This window comes from Paraglaciecola sp. (genome assembly GCF_030730205.1).
In the GTDB taxonomy this organism is placed as follows: domain Bacteria; phylum Pseudomonadota; class Gammaproteobacteria; order Enterobacterales; family Alteromonadaceae; genus Paraglaciecola.
Map to the genome: position 1 here is coordinate 1 of NZ_JANQVQ010000276.1, position 21961 is coordinate 21961.

19 protein-coding genes and 1 pseudogene are annotated in these 21961 nt (G+C 42.8%); 10 read left to right on the forward strand and 10 right to left on the reverse strand.

Annotation, left to right across the window (positions count from 1 at the left end; translation table 11 throughout):
- Window positions 1-646, reverse strand: a pseudogene (locus NWQ57_RS17725) (endonuclease I); the annotation flags it as partial.
- A 485-nt stretch (window positions 647-1131) separates the two neighbouring features.
- Between NWQ57_RS17725 and NWQ57_RS17730 the strand changes: the two are divergent.
- Window positions 1132-1989, forward strand: a complete 858-nt coding sequence (locus NWQ57_RS17730; RefSeq protein ID WP_372340938.1) for an SPFH domain-containing protein — start codon at window positions 1132-1134, stop codon at window positions 1987-1989.
- A 28-nt stretch (window positions 1990-2017) separates the two neighbouring features.
- Complete coding sequence (locus NWQ57_RS17735; protein ID WP_306023533.1) at window positions 2018-2215, forward strand: Arc family DNA-binding protein; 198 nt, start codon at window positions 2018-2020, stop codon at window positions 2213-2215.
- A gap of 80 nt (window positions 2216-2295) precedes the next feature.
- Here the strand turns inward: NWQ57_RS17735 and NWQ57_RS17740 are convergent, their stop codons facing one another.
- On the reverse strand, window positions 2296-3048 hold the full coding sequence (locus NWQ57_RS17740) for a choice-of-anchor H family protein (protein ID WP_306023506.1): 753 nt from the start codon (window positions 3046-3048) through the stop codon (window positions 2296-2298).
- Window positions 3049-3189: 141 nt separating this feature from the next.
- Window positions 3190-4044 (reverse strand): co-chaperone DjlA, encoded by an 855-nt coding sequence (gene djlA, locus NWQ57_RS17745; protein ID WP_306023507.1) that lies wholly within the window; start codon window positions 4042-4044, stop codon window positions 3190-3192.
- Between the two features lie 315 nt (window positions 4045-4359).
- Between djlA and NWQ57_RS17750 the strand changes: the two genes are divergently transcribed.
- From NWQ57_RS17750 to NWQ57_RS17780, 7 genes are all read left to right on the forward strand, one after another.
- A complete protein-coding gene (locus tag NWQ57_RS17750; protein WP_306023508.1) occupies window positions 4360-6567 on the forward strand; it encodes an LPS-assembly protein LptD in 2208 nt (735 codons plus the stop codon).
- Between the two features lie 75 nt (window positions 6568-6642).
- Complete coding sequence (surA, locus tag NWQ57_RS17755) at window positions 6643-7935, forward strand: peptidylprolyl isomerase SurA (RefSeq protein ID WP_306023509.1); 1293 nt, start codon at window positions 6643-6645, stop codon at window positions 7933-7935.
- Window positions 7936-8919 carry a 4-hydroxythreonine-4-phosphate dehydrogenase PdxA gene (gene pdxA, locus NWQ57_RS17760; protein ID WP_306023510.1) on the forward strand — a complete coding sequence of 328 codons (984 nt, stop codon included), beginning with the start codon at window positions 7936-7938 and terminating at the stop codon, window positions 8917-8919.
- Window positions 8912-9730 (forward strand): 16S rRNA (adenine(1518)-N(6)/adenine(1519)-N(6))-dimethyltransferase RsmA, encoded by an 819-nt coding sequence (rsmA, locus tag NWQ57_RS17765; protein ID WP_306023511.1) that lies wholly within the window; start codon window positions 8912-8914, stop codon window positions 9728-9730. The genes pdxA and rsmA overlap by 8 nt, the downstream gene beginning before the upstream one ends.
- Window positions 9717-10094 (forward strand): Co2+/Mg2+ efflux protein ApaG, encoded by a 378-nt coding sequence (gene apaG, locus NWQ57_RS17770; RefSeq protein WP_306023512.1) that lies wholly within the window; start codon window positions 9717-9719, stop codon window positions 10092-10094. The genes rsmA and apaG overlap by 14 nt, the downstream gene beginning before the upstream one ends.
- Window positions 10095-10098: 4 nt before the next feature.
- A complete protein-coding gene (locus NWQ57_RS17775) occupies window positions 10099-10911 on the forward strand; it encodes a symmetrical bis(5'-nucleosyl)-tetraphosphatase (RefSeq protein WP_306023513.1) in 813 nt (270 codons plus the stop codon).
- A 172-nt stretch (window positions 10912-11083) separates the two neighbouring features.
- Window positions 11084-13108, forward strand: a complete 2025-nt coding sequence (locus NWQ57_RS17780) for a methyl-accepting chemotaxis protein (protein ID WP_306023514.1) — start codon at window positions 11084-11086, stop codon at window positions 13106-13108.
- Window positions 13109-13168: 60 nt separating this feature from the next.
- On the opposite strand, the gene NWQ57_RS17785 is transcribed toward NWQ57_RS17780, so the two are convergent.
- The 6 genes from NWQ57_RS17785 to NWQ57_RS17810 form a co-directional block, all read right to left on the reverse strand.
- A complete protein-coding gene (locus NWQ57_RS17785) occupies window positions 13169-13354 on the reverse strand; it encodes a hypothetical protein (RefSeq protein WP_306023515.1) in 186 nt (61 codons plus the stop codon).
- Between the two features lie 20 nt (window positions 13355-13374).
- Complete coding sequence (lysC, locus tag NWQ57_RS17790; RefSeq protein WP_306023516.1) at window positions 13375-14715, reverse strand: lysine-sensitive aspartokinase 3; 1341 nt, start codon at window positions 14713-14715, stop codon at window positions 13375-13377.
- 217 nt (window positions 14716-14932) lie between these two features.
- Entirely contained in the window at window positions 14933-15379 is a 447-nt protein-coding gene (locus NWQ57_RS17795; RefSeq protein ID WP_306023517.1) for a DUF192 domain-containing protein, read from the reverse strand.
- A gap of 44 nt (window positions 15380-15423) precedes the next feature.
- Window positions 15424-15645 carry a hypothetical protein gene (locus NWQ57_RS17800; protein WP_306023518.1) on the reverse strand — a complete coding sequence of 74 codons (222 nt, stop codon included), beginning with the start codon at window positions 15643-15645 and terminating at the stop codon, window positions 15424-15426.
- Window positions 15646-15765: 120 nt separating this feature from the next.
- Window positions 15766-18378, reverse strand: a complete 2613-nt coding sequence (gene acnB / locus NWQ57_RS17805; RefSeq protein ID WP_306023534.1) for a bifunctional aconitate hydratase 2/2-methylisocitrate dehydratase — start codon at window positions 18376-18378, stop codon at window positions 15766-15768.
- Between the two features lie 185 nt (window positions 18379-18563).
- Entirely contained in the window at window positions 18564-19739 is a 1176-nt protein-coding gene (locus tag NWQ57_RS17810; RefSeq protein ID WP_306023519.1) for a PQQ-dependent sugar dehydrogenase, read from the reverse strand.
- Between the two features lie 77 nt (window positions 19740-19816).
- Between NWQ57_RS17810 and NWQ57_RS17815 the strand changes: the two genes are divergently transcribed.
- Complete coding sequence (locus NWQ57_RS17815; RefSeq protein WP_306023520.1) at window positions 19817-20266, forward strand: hypothetical protein; 450 nt, start codon at window positions 19817-19819, stop codon at window positions 20264-20266.
- 10 nt (window positions 20267-20276) lie between these two features.
- Here NWQ57_RS17815 and NWQ57_RS17820 read toward each other — a convergent pair whose 3' ends face one another.
- Window positions 20277-21959, reverse strand: coding sequence for a DUF3466 family protein (locus NWQ57_RS17820; RefSeq protein ID WP_306023521.1), 1683 nt, complete (start codon window positions 21957-21959; stop codon window positions 20277-20279).
- Window positions 21960-21961: the final 2 nt, after the last annotated feature.

The following is a 21961-nucleotide window of genomic DNA, read 5'->3' on the forward strand; positions in this document are numbered from 1 at the left end:
CGCCTGTATCACCTCCACCTGTATCACCTCCACCAGTATCACCTCCACCAGTATCGCCACCCCCGGTTTCATCCGCAAAACTTTTTAACGGAAACGGCACCCTAGTCGTATCGTTAGTAGTGCCACCTTCTAGATTATTGGTGCCGCTAAAAGTCCAGTTACCTAAAACAAAAGTAGCGCCATCAGGACCAGTACCTGCAGAACGGTAAGCCCATCCGTCTACATGATCCCATGGCTGACCACTTCCATCGACATTAATCTCACCAAATACATCTACTACAACAGCGTTACAGAACAATTCAATAGCATCATCACCATTGATAGCCATAGCACCAGAAGTGTAGGTCGGAGCAAAACCGAAAAATGCTTCAAATTGTGGGCTTTCAGAAGCCACATAAATGTAAGTTCCAGCACTAACGCTTACTGCAGGAAAGGTAAATTCTTGACCATCGGAGCCTTCACCATTGTTGGCGGAGCCCACCCCACACTGACTCAAATTAGCAATGTCATTGTTAACAAAAAGTTCTATTCCTTTTGGTACACCGCCGGTCAATGGACCATCGAAAACACCGGTAATGACCAAATCACTTGCTTGCGTGACGGGCACCATAAAAAGTGCCAGCAGCGCTGGGTATTTTAGTTTCATCGTTTCTCCTAACTGTTTTTAGCCAGTTTTCTGGTTATTTTTATTTATGGCCAGCGATTTTGTTTTAGTTCTATTACATCCAGATGAATGTCAGAAATAAATGTGCGGCTTTTTATCTTTATTATAAATCGGTGGTTAATAAGCGAATTGACACGGAATAATGCCAGCCGATTTTGGCTGATAATTGCACAAGACTTGGGTGTTTTCTAGTTAAATAGACTAAATAGTCTACATTATTTTTTTTGGGCAAATTTAACTCTCTAACCCCTTAGAAGCGAGCCCCAAGGCAGGGCAAGAAAGCATCATTTTAGCGCACAGAATACGTAAAAAGCCATAATTTACATTTAGTTATACCGTTTAGCTATCAATAGCACTTATTTTCTACCTCAAATAAGCGAGCTGCACATTCGCTATTTACACATTAAGACTTCGTGTGTAATCTACACATCAAATACATATCATAATGATATCAATTGGAGTTACACATGTTGACTGAGAAAAAAGGGTTTTCGATTAATGGGTATTTAGCTTTTTTTGTGGTGTTACCCATTTTACAAATTAGTTTTGGTGCCATGGCATTACTGCAAATACTTGTGCCACTCGCAATAGTTGGCAGCTTAATTGTTGCGGTGTGTTGGGGCGGATTTTTTATGGTGCAACCTAATCAAGCTAAAGTGATGACCTTGTTTGGCAGTTATGTAGGCACTGAAAAACGCAACGGACTAAGGTGGACTATTCCATTTTATATGCGTAAAACGGTGTCACTGCGTGTTCGCAACTTTGAATCAGCCAAAATTAAAGTGAACGATAATCTAGGTAACCCCATCGAAATTGCCACTATTGTGGTGTGGTCAGTCACCGACTCAGCAGAAGCGATGTTTGAAGTCGATAATTACGAAAGTTATGTCATCATTCAAACCGAATCAGCCTTAAGAAATATGGCCAGTAGCTACGCCTATGATCCGCAAGACGACAACAGTCAAGACATTGCCCTTCGCAGTCATCCTCAGCGTATTTCTGAAATATTAAAGCAAGAAATTCAAGAGCGTTTAGGTAAAGCAGGATTAACCGTACATGAATCAAGGATCAGCCATCTAGCCTATGCGCAAGAAATCGCCAGTGCGATGTTACAAAGACAGCAAGCTACCGCCATCATTGCCGCTCGTAGCAAAATAGTTGAAGGAGCCGTAGGTATGGTTGAAATGGCACTCGATAGGCTCAAAGAGAAAAACATGGTTGAGCTCGATGAAGAGCGCAAAGCCATGATGGTCAGCAATCTGTTAGTTGTATTGTGTGGTGATAAAAATGTGCAGCCTATCGTGAATACCGGCTCGATATATTAATCGTCAGATAAACAAAAAAAGGAACTGTATTTTGTCCAAAAAAGCTTTCCCGCTTAGGATTAATGCTGATGTATTAGCGGCCATACAGCGATGGGCAGATGACGACTTGCGTAGTTTAAATGCGCAAATCGAATATGTACTGCGCGATGCCCTAGTCAAACAAGGGCGAGTAAAGTTGATACAAAAAGTAGTCACGGAAGTGGTTGAAAACGACACCAAAACATAAATTCTAATTAGAAAGAGTCGTGGTTTTTTATGGAGTCTGGTGAGTTTTCACCAGCCCCCATAAACCGAGCATTAGCTTAACTAGCGGGCCGTGATTTCGGGCTGTAAGCGGCGACGACGGAAAACAAAGACAGGCAATAAAAGTAAGATTAAATAAGCCATACTTCCCCCTTCCACCACCACTACCGATTCAACATACTCATAGTCTTTGCTTTCTAGGCTAATTAAGTACAAGTCAGGGTCATCGTTGCCGTCCAGAATAGCAACTAATTCATCTGTGTATGCATCATAGAGTTCTATTAATAGTTCGTAGTCACCGGTGGGAAAGCCCTGCAATAATTCGCTATCAACAAGTAAACTGTCTTCGCTGTTTTCGCCAAAAATAGTAAAAACCGAGGTGGTGTGGTATTCCTTAAAAACTTCGCCTCTGGCTAAGTACAGGCGCGCATAGACATCCGCTTCGTTGTAAAACGTGTCGGCATCAAACTCTAATGAAAACCGATAGACGTAACCATCGTAATCTAGGTCGTTACGCAGCGTAATCCACGCGTCGTATATCCAAAAATCATTTTCATCATTATTTATGACGGGGCGAGACTGCAAACTCATTGCACCTTGTGTGTGTAAGGCCGAGGACTTGGTTTGTGCAGAATGCCCTGCTTTACTCATAGTTTGCACTAATGATTTGCTGTTGCTACCAGAGTGTTTACTGAATATTGGACTGCTGATATTGTGCTGCGTTTCGCTAGATTGAGCTGACCATGTGTCATCTTGTGCCATGGCCCTGCATCCAATAAGTACACTTAGCAAGGTAATTAAACGTAGTATTTTCATCACTTTCTCCTTTTAACATTGGAAAGAGTGTGACGGCTACAGTATGAACCAAAACTGAAGCCTTACTTAATTACATAAAAAAGTGCGATTTAAAAAATAAACGCCTTCTTATTACCTGCGCAATCATTAAAAACAAATTCCCTATTTAAAACCGCGTTTTTCTTTCAGTAACTCATAAGCGGCTTGAATATCCTGCGTTTTATTTTTAGCCAGCTCTAAGGCCTGTTTTGGTAGCCCTTTAGACACTAATTTATCAGGATGATTTTCACTCATTAACTTGCGGTAGGCTTTTTTAATTGATTTATCGTCATCTGAGGGACTCATGCCCAAAATTTTGTAGGCATCATCGATAGACTGCTGAGCGGAATAGCTGGTGTTTCGCCTTTGATTAGAAGAGTGACCGCCTTGGCCTTGATTTCGCCCTTGAGCACTTCGAAAGCGAAGTTCTGCTTCAAATACAGACAGTAAATACAGTAAGTCGTTCTCGCTAAATCCCATGTAGCCTGCGACTTTTTCTAATATTTGTTGTTCTGCTTTGTCTAAGGTGCCATCAACATAGGCCGCTTGAATTAAAATTTCTAAATAGACCTGCAGCACATCACGGCGCCCATGACAAGACTCTTTAAACTCTAGTACCGTTTGCTTGAGGGGGAAATCATTGGCCTTACCTTCTCTGAAAGCTTCTTGCGCTTCACGCCGGGTTTCACCCTCCAAGCCCATTTGATTCATTAGTAAGGTGGCCATTTTTATTTCTGCATCGCTGACCTTTCCATCGGCTTTAGCAATGTGTCCCATCACAGAAAACAGAGTATGAAAAAAGATCGCTTGTTGCTTAAACTCATCCTGACTGGTAAAAAATCGGCTAAAACCGCCCATTTGATTGAAGTCTTGGCTATAACCTTTATCGAAAAAGTGCCCGACAATATACCCCAAAATTGCACCGGGGATACGAGCAAACATGAAACCAAAAAGCGTACCTAAAATTCTACCGATCATAGTGATGTGTCAGTGCCTTATAGCGAAATTAAAAGAAGTAAAACCACCTTGAGTCACCCAATCTCCACAGACCAAGCGAGTAATTCAGACGACCTAGCCGTTAAATTGTCTAGCCGATTATCAGCAATGGGATCGTCTTGACTATTTTACAAGGGTAAGGTGCAGACAAATAGCCTTTAAAACCACATTATCGGCCCAGTAAAGCATAGAATTGTTGCTTTTTTTGCAAGTCTGCTGGTAAATCTTGTTGAAACCCTTAAAATCGCCCACTGTTATTATTGTGCTACGCAACTTGGGCTGTATTAAACCTTTTCTATGCAAACAAAGCTTTCTTCTTTTTGGTATTTTCTAGCACTGTTTAGTGTCAGCGGCGTAGCTCAGGAGCTTTGTTTTGCGCCAATAAAACCTATCAGCTTAGACACCGAACTTGAAACGGGTCAAATCCGGGTCACAGCGCAAAATGCACTGATCCAGCAAGATACCTTGGCTGAATTTAACGGCAATGTTGAAATAGACAGCCAAGATTCAAAGATCACTGCCAATTCGGCACGGGTCAATCGCAGCAATCAATCATTAAATGCCTCTGGTCAAGTCACCTATCAAGACAGGTTCATTAAAGTTAGCAGTGAAAGTGTGGATTTAAACACCACAACTAACGAGCTATTAATTACCGATACCCATTACCAACTTACGGCGATGAATGGTCGAGGTGACGCTGATACCATCGCGTTAAGTCAAGACTCTGGCGTATCCTTACAAGAAGTCAGCTTCACCACCTGCCCTGAGGGGCATGAAGATTGGCGCATTCAGGCCAGTACTATCACCCTTAGCCCAGACCAAAATTGGGGTGAAATGAGTCACGCTCGTTTTTATATCCAAGATGTACCCGTGTTATATCTGCCCTATTTTGCGTTTCCGGTGACTGATGCCAGGCAGTCTGGTTTATTGTACCCAATGATTTCCAGTTCCACGTCTACCGGCGTGTCATACGAGCAACCCTATTATTGGAATATAGCCGAGAATATGGACGCTACAATTGCACCTCGGTTAATGTCGCAGCGAGGCTTACAGTTAAAAACTGAATTTCGCTATTTAAGCTCTCAACATAATGGTCAGGTGGATGTTGAATATTTAGCCAATGACAGGGCCACCGATACGCAAGATGCACGCTATTTTTACCGTTTTGTGCATCAAGGTGCCTTATCAGAAAATTGGCAAGTTAACGCTGAATATAACGGTTTGAGTGATAGTAACTATATCGTTGACTTAGGTTCTGATTATTACAGCCGTGCTGATACCCATCTTTATCAAACCTTAGGCGTAAGCTATTACGATGAGCAACTGGATTTTAGTTTGCAGTTTAGAGATTTTGAAATCCTCGGAGAGCATGCAAATAGCTATCGTGCCCTTCCAGAGATGAAGCTGAACTATGAAAGCGAACTAGCCTTAGGTTTTGAATTTGGTTTAGCCTCTGAACTGGCTTACTTTGATAATAACTCAGCGCTTAGCCCGCAAGCCACTCGTTTACACATTGCTCCCACGCTACGTTACCCCTACCAAACTCAATGGGGCGAGTTTTTAGCTGAAACAACACTACTGCAAACTTACTATCGCCAAGATAACATTGACAATACTGAGTTAAGTAAAGATGTGTCTCGTACTTTAGGGCAAGCACGCTTATTTGGTGCCTTAGCCTTTGAGCGCAGTGCTGGTTGGTTACAAGATGGAGCGATTCAAACCCTTGAGCCCAAAGTGCAATATTTATATACCAGTTTCGAGCGTCAAACTGATATTGGCTTGTATGATACAACTCGCCTGTTCAGCGATTTTGAAGGTTTGTTTCGAGGCCAAAAATTCACTGGTCTTGACCGAATCAGTGATAAAAATCAGCTAACGGTAGGCTTAACGACCCGTTTACTCGACAAAAACAATAACGAAAAATTTGCCCTTAGCTTTGGGCAGATATTTTATATCCAAGAGACTCAAGTTGCCGCAGCGCTTGAACAAAATGACCGTTCAGCATTGGCCGCAGAGCTTGATTGGCAAATTGGTAGTAAATGGTACGCCCATACCGAGGCGCAAATTTCTAGCGTTACTGATAAAGTAGAGCGCAGTAGCTTCTCGTTGGAGTACACGTCAGCGAAAGATCGTGTGGCTCAAATTAACCATCGCTATGTTAGAGAACTCTCGGGCGAAGAGATTAACCAAGTGGGCATTACAACGAGCTGGCCAATCAATCAACAATGGCATTGGGTAGGTAGATGGTACAGAGATGTAAAAAGCCATCGAACTGTTGAGACTTATGCTGGTCTACAATACGAATCTTGTTGTTGGGCTGTCAGATTGGTTGCGCAAAGACACTTAAGTAATCGCTATGATGATAGCGGTTTACAGAGCACAAACGAATTTGAATCAGGCATCACCTTGCAATTTATTTTGAAAGGTATGGGCGGTAAAACTGCCGGACGAGATATGTTAACCGATGGATTATTTGGCTATCGCCGCCCATACCTACTTAACTAGTGTACTTGGCCATACCACAATTTTTCTAAACTAAGCCGCCTTTGGCGTGTCATTAACTTAAAAGTAAAAGAAACCATGAAAGTAATAGTAGTCAGTTTTTTAGTAGGAATGCTTTTGTCAACCAGCGTTAAAGCCGCACCAGAAATGTTAGATAGCGTTTCGGTTATTGTTGACCAAGGGGTAGTGTTAGAAAGTCAAATTGAAGAACTTGTCGCCTCGGTTAAGCGTAATGCTATCGCCAACAATCAGACCTTACCTTCTGACAGAGCCCTACGAACTCAAGCCATAGAACGCCTTATTATCGACAGCTTGCAAATGCAAATGGCCGACCGTATGGGCATACAAATTAGCGATCCGCAATTAGATCAAACTATCACTAACATCGCTCAAGGTGACAACCTCACCCTTGCCCAACTACGAGATAAAATTGCAGAAGAAGGCGTGAGTTATGAGGTTTATCGTGAAGAAATTCGTAAGGAGTTAATTGTCGGTGAAGTGCGCCGTGCCAACGTTCGTCGTCGTATTTATATCACGCCGCAGGAAATTGAAAACTTAGTTAAGTTAATTGATGAGCAAGGTGGTAAAGAAGCCGAGTACCGCTTAGGTCATATCTTAATTGCCTTTCCCAGTGATCCAACAGATGAAGATATTGAAAAAGCCAAAGGTACCGCAGAAAAAGTCATCGAATTGCTAAATAGTGGTTCTGATTTTGCGAAAATAGCAACCGCGTCGTCATCAGGAGCCAACGCCCTAGAAGGTGGAGATATGGGCTGGATGAACATTAACTCAATGCCGACTCTGTTTGCTGAAGCGGTACAAAACAGGTCAAAGGATGAACTTATTGGTCCTATCCGCAGCGGCGCTGGTTTTCACATATTAAAAGTAGTAGACACGCGTGGTATCGAAAAGGTTGAAGTGACAGAATTAAACTCAAGACATATTCTGATTAAACCTTCTGTCATCTTAAGTGACGAAAAAGCGGTACAAATGCTTAAAGACTTTCGCGCTAAAATTTTATCAGGTGAGGCAGATTTTGCCACATTAGCGAAAGAACACTCAGCCGATCCGGGCTCTGCTTTAAAAGGTGGTGAATTAGGTTGGGCTGACCCTAATGTTTACGTGCCTGAGTTTAAAGACACCTTAAATAAATTAGACATTAATGAAATCAGCCAGCCGGTGCGTTCGGTTCACGGATGGCACCTAATGCAATTACTCGACAAACGTGTGGGTGACGCCACTGAAAAGTTGAAAGAAGACAAAGCATACCAACTATTATTTCAGCGTAAGTTTTCAGAAGAAACGGATGCTTGGTTACGTGAAATCCGTGCCAGTGCTTACATTGAAGTCTTAGCAAAAAAAGAAAGCTAAGTGCCTACCGTTAAACTTGCCATTACGCCCGGCGAGCCCGCCGGGATTGGTCCTGATTTAATCATTCAGCTTGCGCAGCAACAATGGGCTGTGCAATTGATTGTATTTGCCGATGCCAATATGCTGCAACAGCGCGCTGCTTTACTCGGCTTACCCTTAGTGATTCACCACTACACTGAACAATCTACCGCTATTCAAACAGCAGGCAGTTTGTATTGTGTGCACATTCCTTGTGCTGTGCCAGTTACAGCAGGGCAACTTAATGCTCAAAACAGCCATTATGTGCTCGAAACGTTAAGCCAAGCCGGCATCAGAACACTAAGTGGTGAATTTGCGGCCATAGTCACCGGGCCTGTGCATAAAGGTATTATTAATCAAGCCGGCGTGCCTTTTAGCGGTCATACAGAATTTTTTGCTGAGCAATCTAAGACTGCAAAAGTGGTGATGATGCTTGCCACCGAAGGGCTCAGAGTGGTACTTGCCACCACCCACATCCCCTTAATCGATGTTGCTAAATCTATTACCAAAGAAGGCCTTTCAGAGGTTATTCGTATCGTTAATGCAGAGTTAAAACAGAAGTTTGCCATCGAGCGCCCGCACATCTTCGTATGTGGTTTAAACCCGCATGCGGGGGAAGACGGCCATATTGGCAAAGAAGAAATTAACGTAATTAATCCTACCTTGGCGCGGCTTCGCGAAGAAGGCATCCAGCTAAGTGGACCATTACCAGCAGACACTATTTTTAATCCTAAATACTTGGCGCAAGCCGATGCTGTGCTGGCCATGTATCACGACCAAGGCTTACCTGTATTAAAATACAAAGGGTTTGGCGCATCAGTAAACATCACCTTAGGTTTGCCTTACATTCGAACCTCGGTTGATCATGGTACTGCAATTGATTTTGCAGGCTCGGGTAAAGCTGAAACAGGTAGTTTTGCTTTCGCCATTAACAGTGCAATTTCATTGGTAAATAACTATGAGTAAACAACATTTAGGTCATACGGCCCGTAAACGCTTTGGTCAAAACTTCTTGCATGACCTTTATGTAATTGATCAGATTGTCAGTGCTATCAACCCTAAAAACGGTGAGCATTTAGTAGAGATAGGACCCGGTTTGGGGGCGTTGACAGAGCCGGTATGTGAACAAATTGACGCTTTGACTGTAGTAGAGTTAGACCGCGACTTGGCCGCGAGATTACGTACACATCCGTTTATGGCCAGTAAACTGACCATCGTTGAAACTGACGCCTTAAAATTCGATTTTTCAACCTTACTGAATGATGATAAGCCATTAAGAATTTTTGGAAATTTACCCTACAACATTTCTACACCGTTGATGTTTCACTTATTTTCTTTTGCCACCAAAGTGCAAGACATGCACTTTATGTTGCAAAAAGAAGTAGTTAATCGTTTAGCAGCGGTACCCGGAAATAAAAATTATGGTCGTCTTTCGGTCATGGCCCAATACCATTGTCAGATCATGCCAGTACTGCATGTGCCACCCGAAGCGTTTAATCCCCCGCCAAAAGTCGATTCAGCCGTAGTGCGATTAATACCTCATAAGGTCAAACCGGTCACGGTATTAAGTGAAGACAGTCTGCATACTGTTTGCGCCCAAGCGTTTAATCAACGCAGAAAAACGATACGTAATAGTTTAAAAGACAGTTTAACCGAACAACAAATCATGGCCCTTGATATTAATCCAGATTTACGTGCAGAAAACCTCAGTTTGCAACAATTTGCCTTATTAGCTGACGTTGCGTATCAAGCAGGAAACGCCCATGTTAGCGACTGAACATTCCATCCAAATTGAAGTACACACACAATATTTGCCCGGCCAAGCGCCGGAGCAGAGTCAGTTCGCATTTGCTTATCACATTAAAATCGAAAATCAGGGTCCCCAAGAAGTCCAACTGTTAAATCGATATTGGTTAATTACTGATGGCAATGGAAAAAATACTGAAGTAAAAGGCCCTGGCGTCATTGGACAGCAGCCCTCTATTGCACCAGGTGCACAATTTGAGTATAGCAGCGGCGCCATTCTGGATACACCAGTGGGCAGCATGCAAGGCTATTATGAAATGCGAGCTCAAGACGGGCTTGTGTTTAATGCGCCTATCGACGTATTTAGTTTACGTGTGCCTAACCTAGTTAATTAACCCTATGGCAGACTATGTTGTAGGTGACATTCAAGGCTGCTATCGGGGTTTAACCCGCCTATTAGAATATGTTAAGTTTGACCCCAGCCACGATACATTAATTGCAGTAGGTGATTTAATTGGCCGTGGCCCGCACGCCCTTGAAACACTGCAATACCTCTATTCATTACAAGACAGTTTCAGCACAGTATTAGGTAATCACGATCTTCACTTTTTAGCGGTATATAGCGGTATTCGCAAAAACAAAGCCAATGACAAGTATGACAAACTTCTTGCTAGTAGTGATGTAGACAAATACGTGCATTGGCTACGTCACCAACCGCTTGCCCTGACCTTAGATGAAAACACCTTAGTTTGTCATGCCGGATTGTATCCACAATGGTCAATAGCACAAGCACAGGCCCTGAGTGACGAGGTTAGCGCCAACCTTCAAACTGATAATTGGCAAAGTGTCTTGAAAAAGATGTATGGCGATGAGCCTAATCGTTGGGACGAAAACCTGAGTGGCAGCAAGCGCTGGCGCTTTATCATTAATGCTTTTACCCGCATGCGCTACATGCTTGATAGCCACACCTTAGAATTTACCTGTAAAGATTCTCCAGAAAAAACACCAACACGCTTCAGACCATGGTTTTCAGTGAAAAACACTAACCTAAAGCCCAACGATAAAGTACTATTTGGCCACTGGGCCACGCTTGCCGGTAACACCAACACGGACAAGTTTATTGCCTTAGATACTGGCTATATTTGGCAGCAACAGCTCACCCTATGGAAACGGCAAAATGGTGAAAAATATTCAGTGGCTTATCAAGATTAATGGCACTGAGCCGATAGTTTGACTATTGCGGTCACTTTCACTACACCGTATGTTGTGTTATTTTTTTAAACTTTTTTGAAACAAAGAATTTACTGATACAATCGCCACAGGCATGCGTCAGTCTAAAGACAAGCGGACAAACGCTATTTAACGGTTAAATAAGGGCCCAAAAATGAAAATAACAGTAGCCACTAGAGTAGTAGGCGGATTCGCATTTATTACTGCTCTCCTATTTTTACTCGGTATCGTAGCGGTTAAAAGCTTGAATAGTATTGATGAAGCGACCGACCAAGTGAATACCTTGACTATTCCCACTGTGAGCGGCAGTAGTCAACTCAAAGTATCATTTTTGAATATGGGGCGTTTAGCCACTGAAGCGTTTTACGAAGTAGAGCTTAACGAACTTAAAACGAAAAAAGCTGCTTTCGAAACCAGCAGAAGTAATTTTGATAGCGAAATCCGTTCCCTAACCGCTATCGTGAGCAGAGAGCCTGAGCTTCGCCAATCTCTGGTAGAAGCCGAGGAAATCTACAACAACTACATCCTCAACGTTAATTCGATTTTTGATAGCAAACAAGCCAGCCTAGAATTTGCCAGTAAGGTGCAAGAAACGTTAGGAAATATTGAAGATAACTCGGACGATGCCTCTACCTATATTCTCGACTTCGCTGATCTCGATAGTGTGTCAAGTAATGCAAAACTCGCTAAAGCATCTGAAGTCAGCAATACCCTCGAAACCAGTCTTTTGTCACTGTTAACGGTGGGTGCCGAATACGTTAAAACCACAACTTTAGTTAGAGCAGACACCATTGGTAATGAAGTCAACTTAGTCGTAAGCCAAATAAAAGAAAAAGTGGCCGAAATCCAAGCTGCCGCAGGCAGTCAAGATTCCAGTGGCACCCTGAACGAAATCTACGGTTTGATGGATTCGGTTATTGACGAAGTTACGGCATCAAACGGTTTATTACAAACTCAAGTGAAACGCTTAAACGCCAAAAATCAAGCAACAAAATCTTACCGTGCCTCAGAAGAGAATATCAGCGAAGCCATCACTAAATTGAATGAACTTCTTAAACTGACGGATATTAAAACCATTGAATCTAAAGAAGCGGTGGCTGATTCAGTCAGTAGTGGCTTTTGGTACACCATTATTATTGGTTTGTTCTCTGTAGCAGTGGCTGCGGTTATTGCTTGGGCTACCGTTGGCGCAATTATCAAACCCTTACACAAAGTTAACGAGATGCTTAAGATTGTGTCATCAGGCGATTTAACCCGCAAACTTGATGATTCCAAAGATGACGAGTTTGGCGAATTAGCTAAAAACTGCAATAACCTTATCAACAGTTTGAAAGCCTTAATCTCGGGCATTAGTTCACGTGCAGCACAACTAGCTGCCGCGTCTGAAGAAACGTCTATGGTAACGGCCCAAACCACAGCTTCTATTCAAGAGCAAAAGTCTCAAGTTGCCCAAGTCGCTACTGCTACTTCAGAAATGCACAGCACCTCTCAGGTTGTGCTTCAAAGCGCCGAACATACTTTGAATCAAATCCGCCATGCTGATAACGAAGCTGAGAAAGTGAAATTAATCTCAGAAGAGAACAAGAAAATTATCTTAGTGTTAGCTAAAGATGTAGAACAAGCCGCTAACGTAATCAACAAACTGCATCAAGATAGCGCCAGCATTGGTGGTATTTTAGATGTTATACGTGGCGTAGCAGACCAAACTAACTTACTGGCTCTTAACGCTGCCATCGAAGCTGCACGAGCCGGTGAACAGGGTCGCGGTTTTGCTGTGGTCGCTGATGAAGTTCGCACCCTGGCCAGTCGTACACAAAAATCCACCCAAGAAATCAATTCGATGATTGAAGTGCTACAAGCTGGTGCTGAAAAAGCAGTAGCGGTAATGAATCAAGGTAAAGAGCAAACCACCTTGTGCGTGCAGCAAACTGAAAAAGCCACAGAAGCATTACAGTTAATTACTGATGCCGTACACAAAGCGTACGACGTGAGCAGCCAGATAGAACAATCAGCAAAAGAGCAAAACGTGGTCTCTCTTGAAATCAGCGAAACCTTAGAAAATATTGTCGGAATTGCAGAGCAAACCACAATTGGCGCACACCAAACATCTGAATCAAGCCAAGAAGTAGCCCGTCTTGCAGAAGAGTTACAAAACTCTATTCAACAATTCAGAGTGTAATAAAAACGGATGCTTTGGTTAATTTAATACCACCACAAAAAAACCGCCTAGGCGGTTTTTTTATGTCTTTTTTGTGCGTTCATCGGCTTGTAGCCAATCTTTAATCAAAGCCGCAATTCGCTTATGGTCATGCCCGGCATAGGCCAAGAGCAATGCTGCCATGCGCTTTTTTGCCCTAACCTTGGGTTGCTGGCGAACAAATAGCTTATTGAGAGGTGACTGATAAACGCCATTGTTTGACTTCACCCTGTTATCACCTCAAGGCCTTATTCGAATAAGGCCTTATGCAAAACCTTAACAACGTCAGTACTGTCATTATTGCTCACTAAAAATGACATATTGTGTGGGTTGGCGCCGTAACAAATCAAACGCAGATTGTAGTCGCTGATAGCAGCAAATATCTTGCTCGAAACGCCAGCAGCACTATGCATACTGTTACCCACAACAGTGACAAGATCATAATTTTCTTCAACAAGGACATTACAAAATTGGCTTAACTCTTCAATTGTTTCACGATTTAAGCGTTGTAAAACCGAATTAGGTGGATTGTCTAAGGTAAACGACACCGATATTTCTGAGGTTGTAACCAAATCAACACTGAGTTTATGTTGCGCAATGATAGTAAATACTTTTTGCAAAAATCCCTGTGCAAACATCATCTTAGGTGTTTTTACTGTCACCATTACTTGATCTTTACGACGAGTAATCGCTCGGTAAGAAGGCTCTGTTGTGCAATCACGAACAATCCACGTACCACCTAATTCAGGTTCTTTACTTGAACCAACAAATACTTTGATATTTTGCCTAAGAGCAGGTTCCATCGTGGCCGGGTGTAATACTTTTGCTCCAAAGGTGGCCATTTCAGCCGCTTCTTCAAAGCTTAATTCTGGTAATGGTCTGGCTGCACTTGTGATCCTCGGATCAGTGGTATAAACACCAATAACGTCCGTCCAAATTTCACAGGTTTCAGCATCAAGTGCTTCAGCTAAGAGGGCAGCGGTGAAATCAGACCCTCCACGGCCCAAAGTCGTCGTATTACCATCGGCATCAGAACCAATGAAACCTTGAGTCACCATAACTTTTGCGCTCAACTCAGGTAACAACAATGTTTGTGCTGCTTGACGAATTTCGTCTAATTGGGGAACTGCTTGGCCGTACTCATTATCAGTACGAAGGACTTTGCGAACATCAAAATTACCTGCATTTAGCCCAACTTGTTTTAATACGGCACTGAATAAAAGCGAAGACAAACGCTCACCATGTGATAACAATGCATCTTTTAAGTCAGGGCGATGAATAAGCTCTTCATGTAACGCCAGCTCTTTTAAAGAGTCTAACAGTTCAGCTAATTTATCATTCACGTCTTGTGGTTTGTCTAGCGCATTCAAAATAGCAAATTGGATGTCACTGATTTGAGCGACTTTAGACAAAATCTGTTCAGTTGTCATTGCGGTATGCGCAATATCAACTAACAAATTTGTCACGCCAGCGGATGCACTTACTACGACAACTTTAGTGTTTTGATTATTTTTAACTATCTTTGCGCAATTTTGCATAGCGGCAAAATTTGCCACACTTGTACCGCCAAACTTGGCTACATTCAACACGATTTGACCCTCACTTAAATTAAACAATTTGCCTTAAAAATGGCCGATAAAAATAGCAGTTTTATATGCCAAGAGAAAATAAAAATTGATTCTGCGCGTTCTTTTTTTATATAGCTTAGTTTAAAAATGTTTAACTTAAGCGACTAATCCTACCTAACACTACAGCGAACGATACGTAGCCACTGCGCTTACTAAAATTTAACCTTGTATGACGAAGTTAGTCGATATTTGTTGTGGTTTCTTGAATGGTCACCTTGTCACCCACAGCAATATTATTTTGCTTAAACCAGCCTTGGTTCATTTCCCACGCATATAAGACTTTTTCAGAAGAAGTGATGGTGCTTTCGTCATGCGGCTGCATCGCTTTAATATCCGTTATCGTGCCATCTCTTTTGATAAAGGCCACATCCAGAGGAATAAAGGTATTGCGCATCCACATACCGGCGGTTTTTACCTGATTAAAATTAAAAATCATGCCGCAATTTTCACACATGGACTTACGATACATCAGACCTTGACTACGCAGTTCAAAACTATTGGCATATTCTAAGGTATAAGTTTGGCCTTTTACCTCTACGCTTATTGGTGGAAACGTGACCTTTAGTGACTGGGCTGAAACAGATAAACAAAACAAAAGCGACAACAGTAAGACACGAATTTTCATAGGGTTACACTTTGTGGGTTACAGGTTAATGAACAGCTTAGAGTTTACAACTTTTTGCATGAACAACCCATTTCTTTGTCGCTTGTTTGCCATTCTTGAAAGTCTCCTTGTACACATTGCTGGCGTAAGGTTTGACATTCCCCAGGCGTGTATTTCACTTCAGTTTGGGCGGCATTTGCTAGCGCATGCCCCATAAGTTGCTTCGCATTTTTACTGGTACAACTATTTAGTACCAACAGAAAAAAAACCAAATAAATTAATTTCATAGACCTATCCATCGGGCATACCTTTTGACGAGTAAAAACTAGGAATGACAACAGCATCAAACAATAAAAAAGCCGGAGGGTAGTACCGTCCGGCTTCTCACTTATTACAATATTCTAAACTTAAGCAATTTTTAAGGTTGGAATAATATTTTTCTTAGCTTCTTCTTCTGCGGCTTTGAATGAAGGCATGCGATCAAAATTCAAGTAACGGAATACGTCACCAGACATTGATTCTATTTTGTTTGCATATTCCATGTATTCAGCAGCTGTTGGGATTTTACCCACAATCGCACCAACCGCGGCCATTTCAGCAGAACACAAATACACATTTGCGCCATCACCTAAACGGTTCGGGAAGTTACGGGTTGAGGTAGACAATACCGTGGCGCCAGCTTCAACGCGTGCTTGGTTACCCATACACAAAGAACAGCCTGACATTTCAGTACGTACACCCGCTTTTGCGTATACGTTGTAATAGCCTTCTTCTTTTAATTGCGCTTCGTCCATCTTAGTAGGAGGCGACATCCACAAACGGGTAGGCAAGGTGCCATCGTATTGCTCAAGTAACTTACCTGCCGCACGAAAGTGACCAATATTGGTCATGCACGAGCCGATAAACACTTCGTCAACTTTGTCACCTGCGACTTCTGATAATGTTTTAGCATCATCAGGATCGTTAGGACAACATAAGATTGGCTCTTTTATTTCGTTTAAATCAATTTCTAATACTTCTTCGTATTCGGCGTCAGCATCAGCTTCCATCAACTCTGGATTAGCGAGCCATTCTTCCATCTTACGAGCACGACGTTCTAGTGTACGCTGATCGCCATAACCTTCGTTAATCATCCAACGTAACATGGTGATGTTGGACGTTAAGTACTCAGCAATAGAATCTTTCGACAACTTGATAGTACAGCCCGCTGCAGAACGTTCAGCAGAAGCATCTGATAACTCAAACGCTTGTTCGATAGTCAGATCGTCCAAACCTTCAATTTCAAGAATTCGACCAGAGAACGCATTGATTTTGCCTTTTTTGGCAACGGTCAATAGACCCGCTTTGATGCCATATAAAGGAATGGCATGAACCAAATCACGTAAGGTGATACCAGGCTGCATTTTACCCTTAAAACGGACCAAGATAGATTCAGGCATGTCCAAAGGCATAACGCCCGTTGCAGCAGCAAAAGCGACTAAGCCAGAACCCGCTGGGAATGAAATACCCATAGGAAAACGTGTATGTGAGTCACCACCTGTACCGACAGTATCAGGCAACAACATGCGGTTTAACCATGAGTGAATGATACCGTCACCTGGGCGCAACGAAACACCACCACGATTCATAATAAAATCAGGTAACGTGTGCTGAGTTTCGATATCAATTGGTTTAGGGTAAGCTGCGGTATGACAGAATGACTGCATGGTTAAGTCAGCAGTAAAACCTAGACAGGCTAAGTCTTTTAATTCATCACGGGTCATAGGACCTGTTGTATCTTGTGAGCCAACAGTCGTCATCTTCGGTTCACAATAGGTACCGGGGCGAATACCTTCAACGCCACATGCTTTACCGACCATTTTTTGCGCAAGGGTATAACCCTTACCAGTGTCTGCTGGTTGTTCTGGTTTACGGAACATATCGTTTGCAGGTAAACCAAGAGATTCGCGGGCTTTATCAGTCAAACCGCGACCGATAATCAGGTTAATACGGCCACCAGCGCGTACTTCATCAAGTAGCACTTTCGATTTGTATTCATAGGTCGCTAGTACTTCACCAGTTTCATGATTGGTAATTTTTCCCTCAAGCGGGAAAATATCGATCACATCACCCATGTTCATTTTTTCAACATCAGCCTCAAATACTAAGGCGCCGGCATCTTCCATAGTATTAAAGAAAATAGGGGCAACTTTACTACCAAAACAAATGCCGCCACCGCGTTTATTAGGCACGCCAGGCATATCTTCACCGAAGAACCACAATACTGAGTTAGTCGCTGATTTACGTGAAGAACCTGTACCCACTACGTCACCGACAAATGCAACGGGGTAACCTTTGGCCTTGATGTCTTCGATTTGTTTTAAAGGGCCCACTTCGCCATGTTTTTCAGGTGTTAAACCATCGCGGGTCATTTTAAATGCTGCACGAGCATGCAAAGGAATGTCAGGACGTGACCACGCATCTGGTGCAGGCGACAAGTCATCGGTGTTGGTTTCACCCGTTACTTTAAACACACTCACAGTAATTTTTTCGGCCAATTCTGGGCGCGAAGTAAACCACTCTGCTTCTGCCCATGACTCTAATACGTCTTGCGCATAGGCGTTACCGGCTTTTGCTTTGTCTTCAACATCGTGAAAACGGTCGAACATCAGCAAAGTATGTTTAAGCTCTTCTGCGGCTAATTCAGCTAACTCATTATCATCTAGCGCATCAACCAAAGTGACAATGTTGTAACCACCATGCATGTTGCCCAATAATTGAATAGCTGCATCTTTGGAGATCAAATCACAGGCAACCTCGCCTCTTACGATAGCGCTTAAAAAGCCTGCTTTAACATAAGCGGCTTCGTCAACACCGGGAGGAACTCGCTCAGAAATTAACTCAAGTAAAAACGCTTCTTCGCCTGCAGGTGGAGCTTTTAACAACTCAACTAAACCCGCAACTTGTTCAGCATTTAATGCTTGTGGTGGAATGCCTTGCGCTTCACGTTCAGCAACGTGTTTACGGTATTCTTCTAACACTATACGATCCTCTTGGTTGGCTCCGCTTGTACTCATTATCATGGAGGCTAGAAATAAACCTAAACATTATAAGGCTTTCCCCTCAAAATTAAAATTTATCTCGTCCCTAGTTTACTGATAATCACTATTCTTTTTAGTGATAAGACTTTGAAAAGTAGTGTTTTTAAACAATACCTGTTCACAATTTAATCATCTCGGCTAATTCGCAGGATTTTTCCTTGAGCCGAGTCGGTTAAAATATATACGCTGCCATCAGGATGCAGCCGAATATCGCGCAATCGTTGCGCGATTTCATCCCATAATATGCTTTGTTTAACGACTTGGTTATTGACCACATGAAGCCAGTAAACTTGTTTAAACTTTAAGGAGGTGACTAACAAGTCGCCCTCAAACTCAGGAAACATCTGACCTCGATATACAATCAGGCCAGAAGGCGCAATGGACGGTGTCCAGTCTAGCCATGGTTGCTCCATCCCTTCGTATTGGGTGAATGGGCTGATCCTAGCGCCAGAGTAATCAAGTCCGTTGGTAATGACCGGCCAACCGTAATTTTTCCCTGCATCAATAATATTGACTTCATCACCGCCTGCAGGCCCATGTTCATGGGAAAACACCAGCCCTCTTTCACGATCGTAAATTAAGCCTTGCGGATTTCGATGGCCCACAGAATAAATATAATCGGTTAACTCGGAGCCAGTACTTTCAGACAAAGGCAGTTGATTTTGTCCAATATAAGGGTTGTCACGTGGAATACTGCCATCATCGTTAATACGAATAATTTTACCCAACAAACTATCTAGCCTTTGTGCCTGCTCTCGATAATCAAAACCATCTCCACTGGTGATAAGCAAGGTTGTATCCGGTAAAAAGGTCATACGTCCGGCAAAATGAACCGGAGTGTCTTTATTGGGTGTAACGCTAAACAAAACGTGTTGCTCAGTTAAGGTCAGGCCCACTAATTTAGCGCGCATTATCTTAAGTGCATTGTTTTCATCAGTGCCCGCAGCATAACTCAGATATATCCAGCCATTTTTTAAGTAGTCGGGATGCAAGGCGATATCTAATAAGCCGCCCTGACTTTTGCTATATATATCTTCAGGCAAGCCACTTATTGGCTCACTCACTTGACCATTCGTTATTTTTCTAAGGCTACCGCTACGCTCAGTTACCAACAACTCGTCATGAGGTAAAAAGGCCAATGACCAAGGAAAAGATAATCCATCAACCACTTCGGTAATCGTATAGGGGCTTGGTTCTGATTTTGGAGTTGCACTTAATGGTGCTTGAGCCACAACGAAATGCGACATCATAAGCAATACAAAGCAGAATAAATGAGGAAAAAAGTGCTGTTTTTTTAGCATAATCACCTTAACTGGTTGGGAATTGACACAGATAATGCCATGATAACGCTAAACTAATCTATCTTAGACTACTCTTTATGCAACGATTTTTTATTCTTGCTGGTCACTTTGCTTTTGCTTCCTTGCTCACTTTCGTGTTGGCCTCCATCGTCCATAGCCAGTTTGTCTTACAGGGCTTGCTTGAGCTTGGCATTCACATTTCGCTGAGCGACCGATTAGCCATGACGGTTGATGATATTAAAGGCTTGTTTGCTACGCTGGGGGCAATTATTAGCTTTAGCTTGCTTCTCGGATTTTTAACAGTTTATGCCCTAAACAAATTTATCCACACCGTTGAATATGCCCACCTTTTGTATCCATTAGCAGGTGGCGTTGCTATTTGGGTGATGTTAGCAGCAATGCAGCCAATCATGAATATTACGGTTGTGGCAAGCGCCCGCAGTCAATTAGGAATACTTAGCTTGGGTCTATGTGGTGTGGTAGGAGGCGCCTTGTTTTGGCGCCTACGCAAAGTACAACCACATTAAGTGCAGTTGGTTATGGGTTTGTTGGCTTGTTGGCTTGTTGTCTGAAACGCAATACACCAACAAATAAGCCCAGAAAGGCCAACCAGGTAAAACTTGCTCCTTGTCGCACCACCTCTTCTTCGTATGCATCACAGTTGTCTATTGAGCCACCAGAAATAGGTACTAGTTTTACCGCCACCACATAATCCACTTCGGTTTCTGCACCTAAGTCGTCAAGAATGATAGCGCCAGTTATATCTCGTGCAGGCCCAGTCACAAGTGCAGTTGCAGCAATTTCATTATCATCATTAATAGCATTCGCCTGACTGATGGTATAGGGCGAATTGCACTCTAATAAACTATTTAAGCCTACAAACAAATTATTGCGATAATCATATAAAAAGCCTTCTGTGCGGCGTGTACCACTGACCGCCTCAGACTCGCCATAGCCCACAACCATGCCTTGGTTATTGATTGAATTGGCTACGCTGCCAGAACTGGCAAAAAAGTCCTCAGGAAAGCTGGTTAAATCAGTATTAATATCGTGCACAAAAAACTTGGTTTTAGTTAACCCGCTGATGCTTTTAGTTGCATAACCAACGGCGACGTTATCATTGTTGACATCGGTTGCGACACTGGAGAAGTTCTCATCATCAGGGTTAATTGTCAGTACTTCATCATTGATATAGAAGGCAGCTGCGGTAGTTAAAGACCCCGTATCAGCATAAAAAGCTGGCGAGGCGCCAACGGCAACACCATAATCGTTAATCGCCACTGCTGAACTGCTATAGATGCTCGAATCGGTGCTATCAGGGCTGATTAACATACCTAGCTGTAGTGTTTCTGTGGTGTTACCTTTTTCATCAAGTTGCCAAATAATTCCACGGCGCTGAGCGATAGAGCCGACGTTGTTATTTAATTCCACACTGAGTGAACGCAAACAAGAAGCCTCGGGAATATCCCCCCGCTGCTCAGGGTCTGAGCAGGCTTCAACACTGGTTTGAAAGCTGCTTGATACCATCTCTGTGGTAGCGACTCCAACAACTTGATTACTTGTATTAATGTCGTAGGCATCACTTAAGCCGCCCGCGGTGGTATCGGGTGGAAGGAGTCCGACTGTCTTGCCCTCAATTAAAGCAAACCCACGGGAATAAAAGTCGTTAAGTACATAGGTAACATCAACAACGTCATCTGTCACATACGACAAGGTATAAAATCCATCTTGACTGAGACCAACGGCATTACCAAAGTCATTTAGACCTCGGACCATCAGCGTGGCGCTATTACGGTATTCGCCACTTGTATTGTCTATCGTATCAAAGCCATGCAGTAATTCACTGCTTGATTCGTCGGCTAAATAGCCATTGTAGGTAGCGATTTGTTGGAATGTTTGATTGCCGCTATTAGCCATAATATAGGAGTATACGTAAGTGTAATCCGAGTCATTTAAATCCCAACCTTTTGCACTTTCTATGTCCGTTAAATAAGACAATAAAGGCTCAGAATCAAAATCCAATAAGGTGAAGTCTATTGTCGGGTTATATTGGTTTTGTAGATTCACGGAGATGGTACCCGCTGCATTAATTGCAGAGGGAAATGAGTTGCCCGCTAAGCTGGCAAGAGGTAATTCGACCACGCGATATTGCGCTCCCTCAACCATTGGAATCACAATTAAGGATGCACTCAAGAGCGTGGTGATGTGTCTTTTTTTCATTT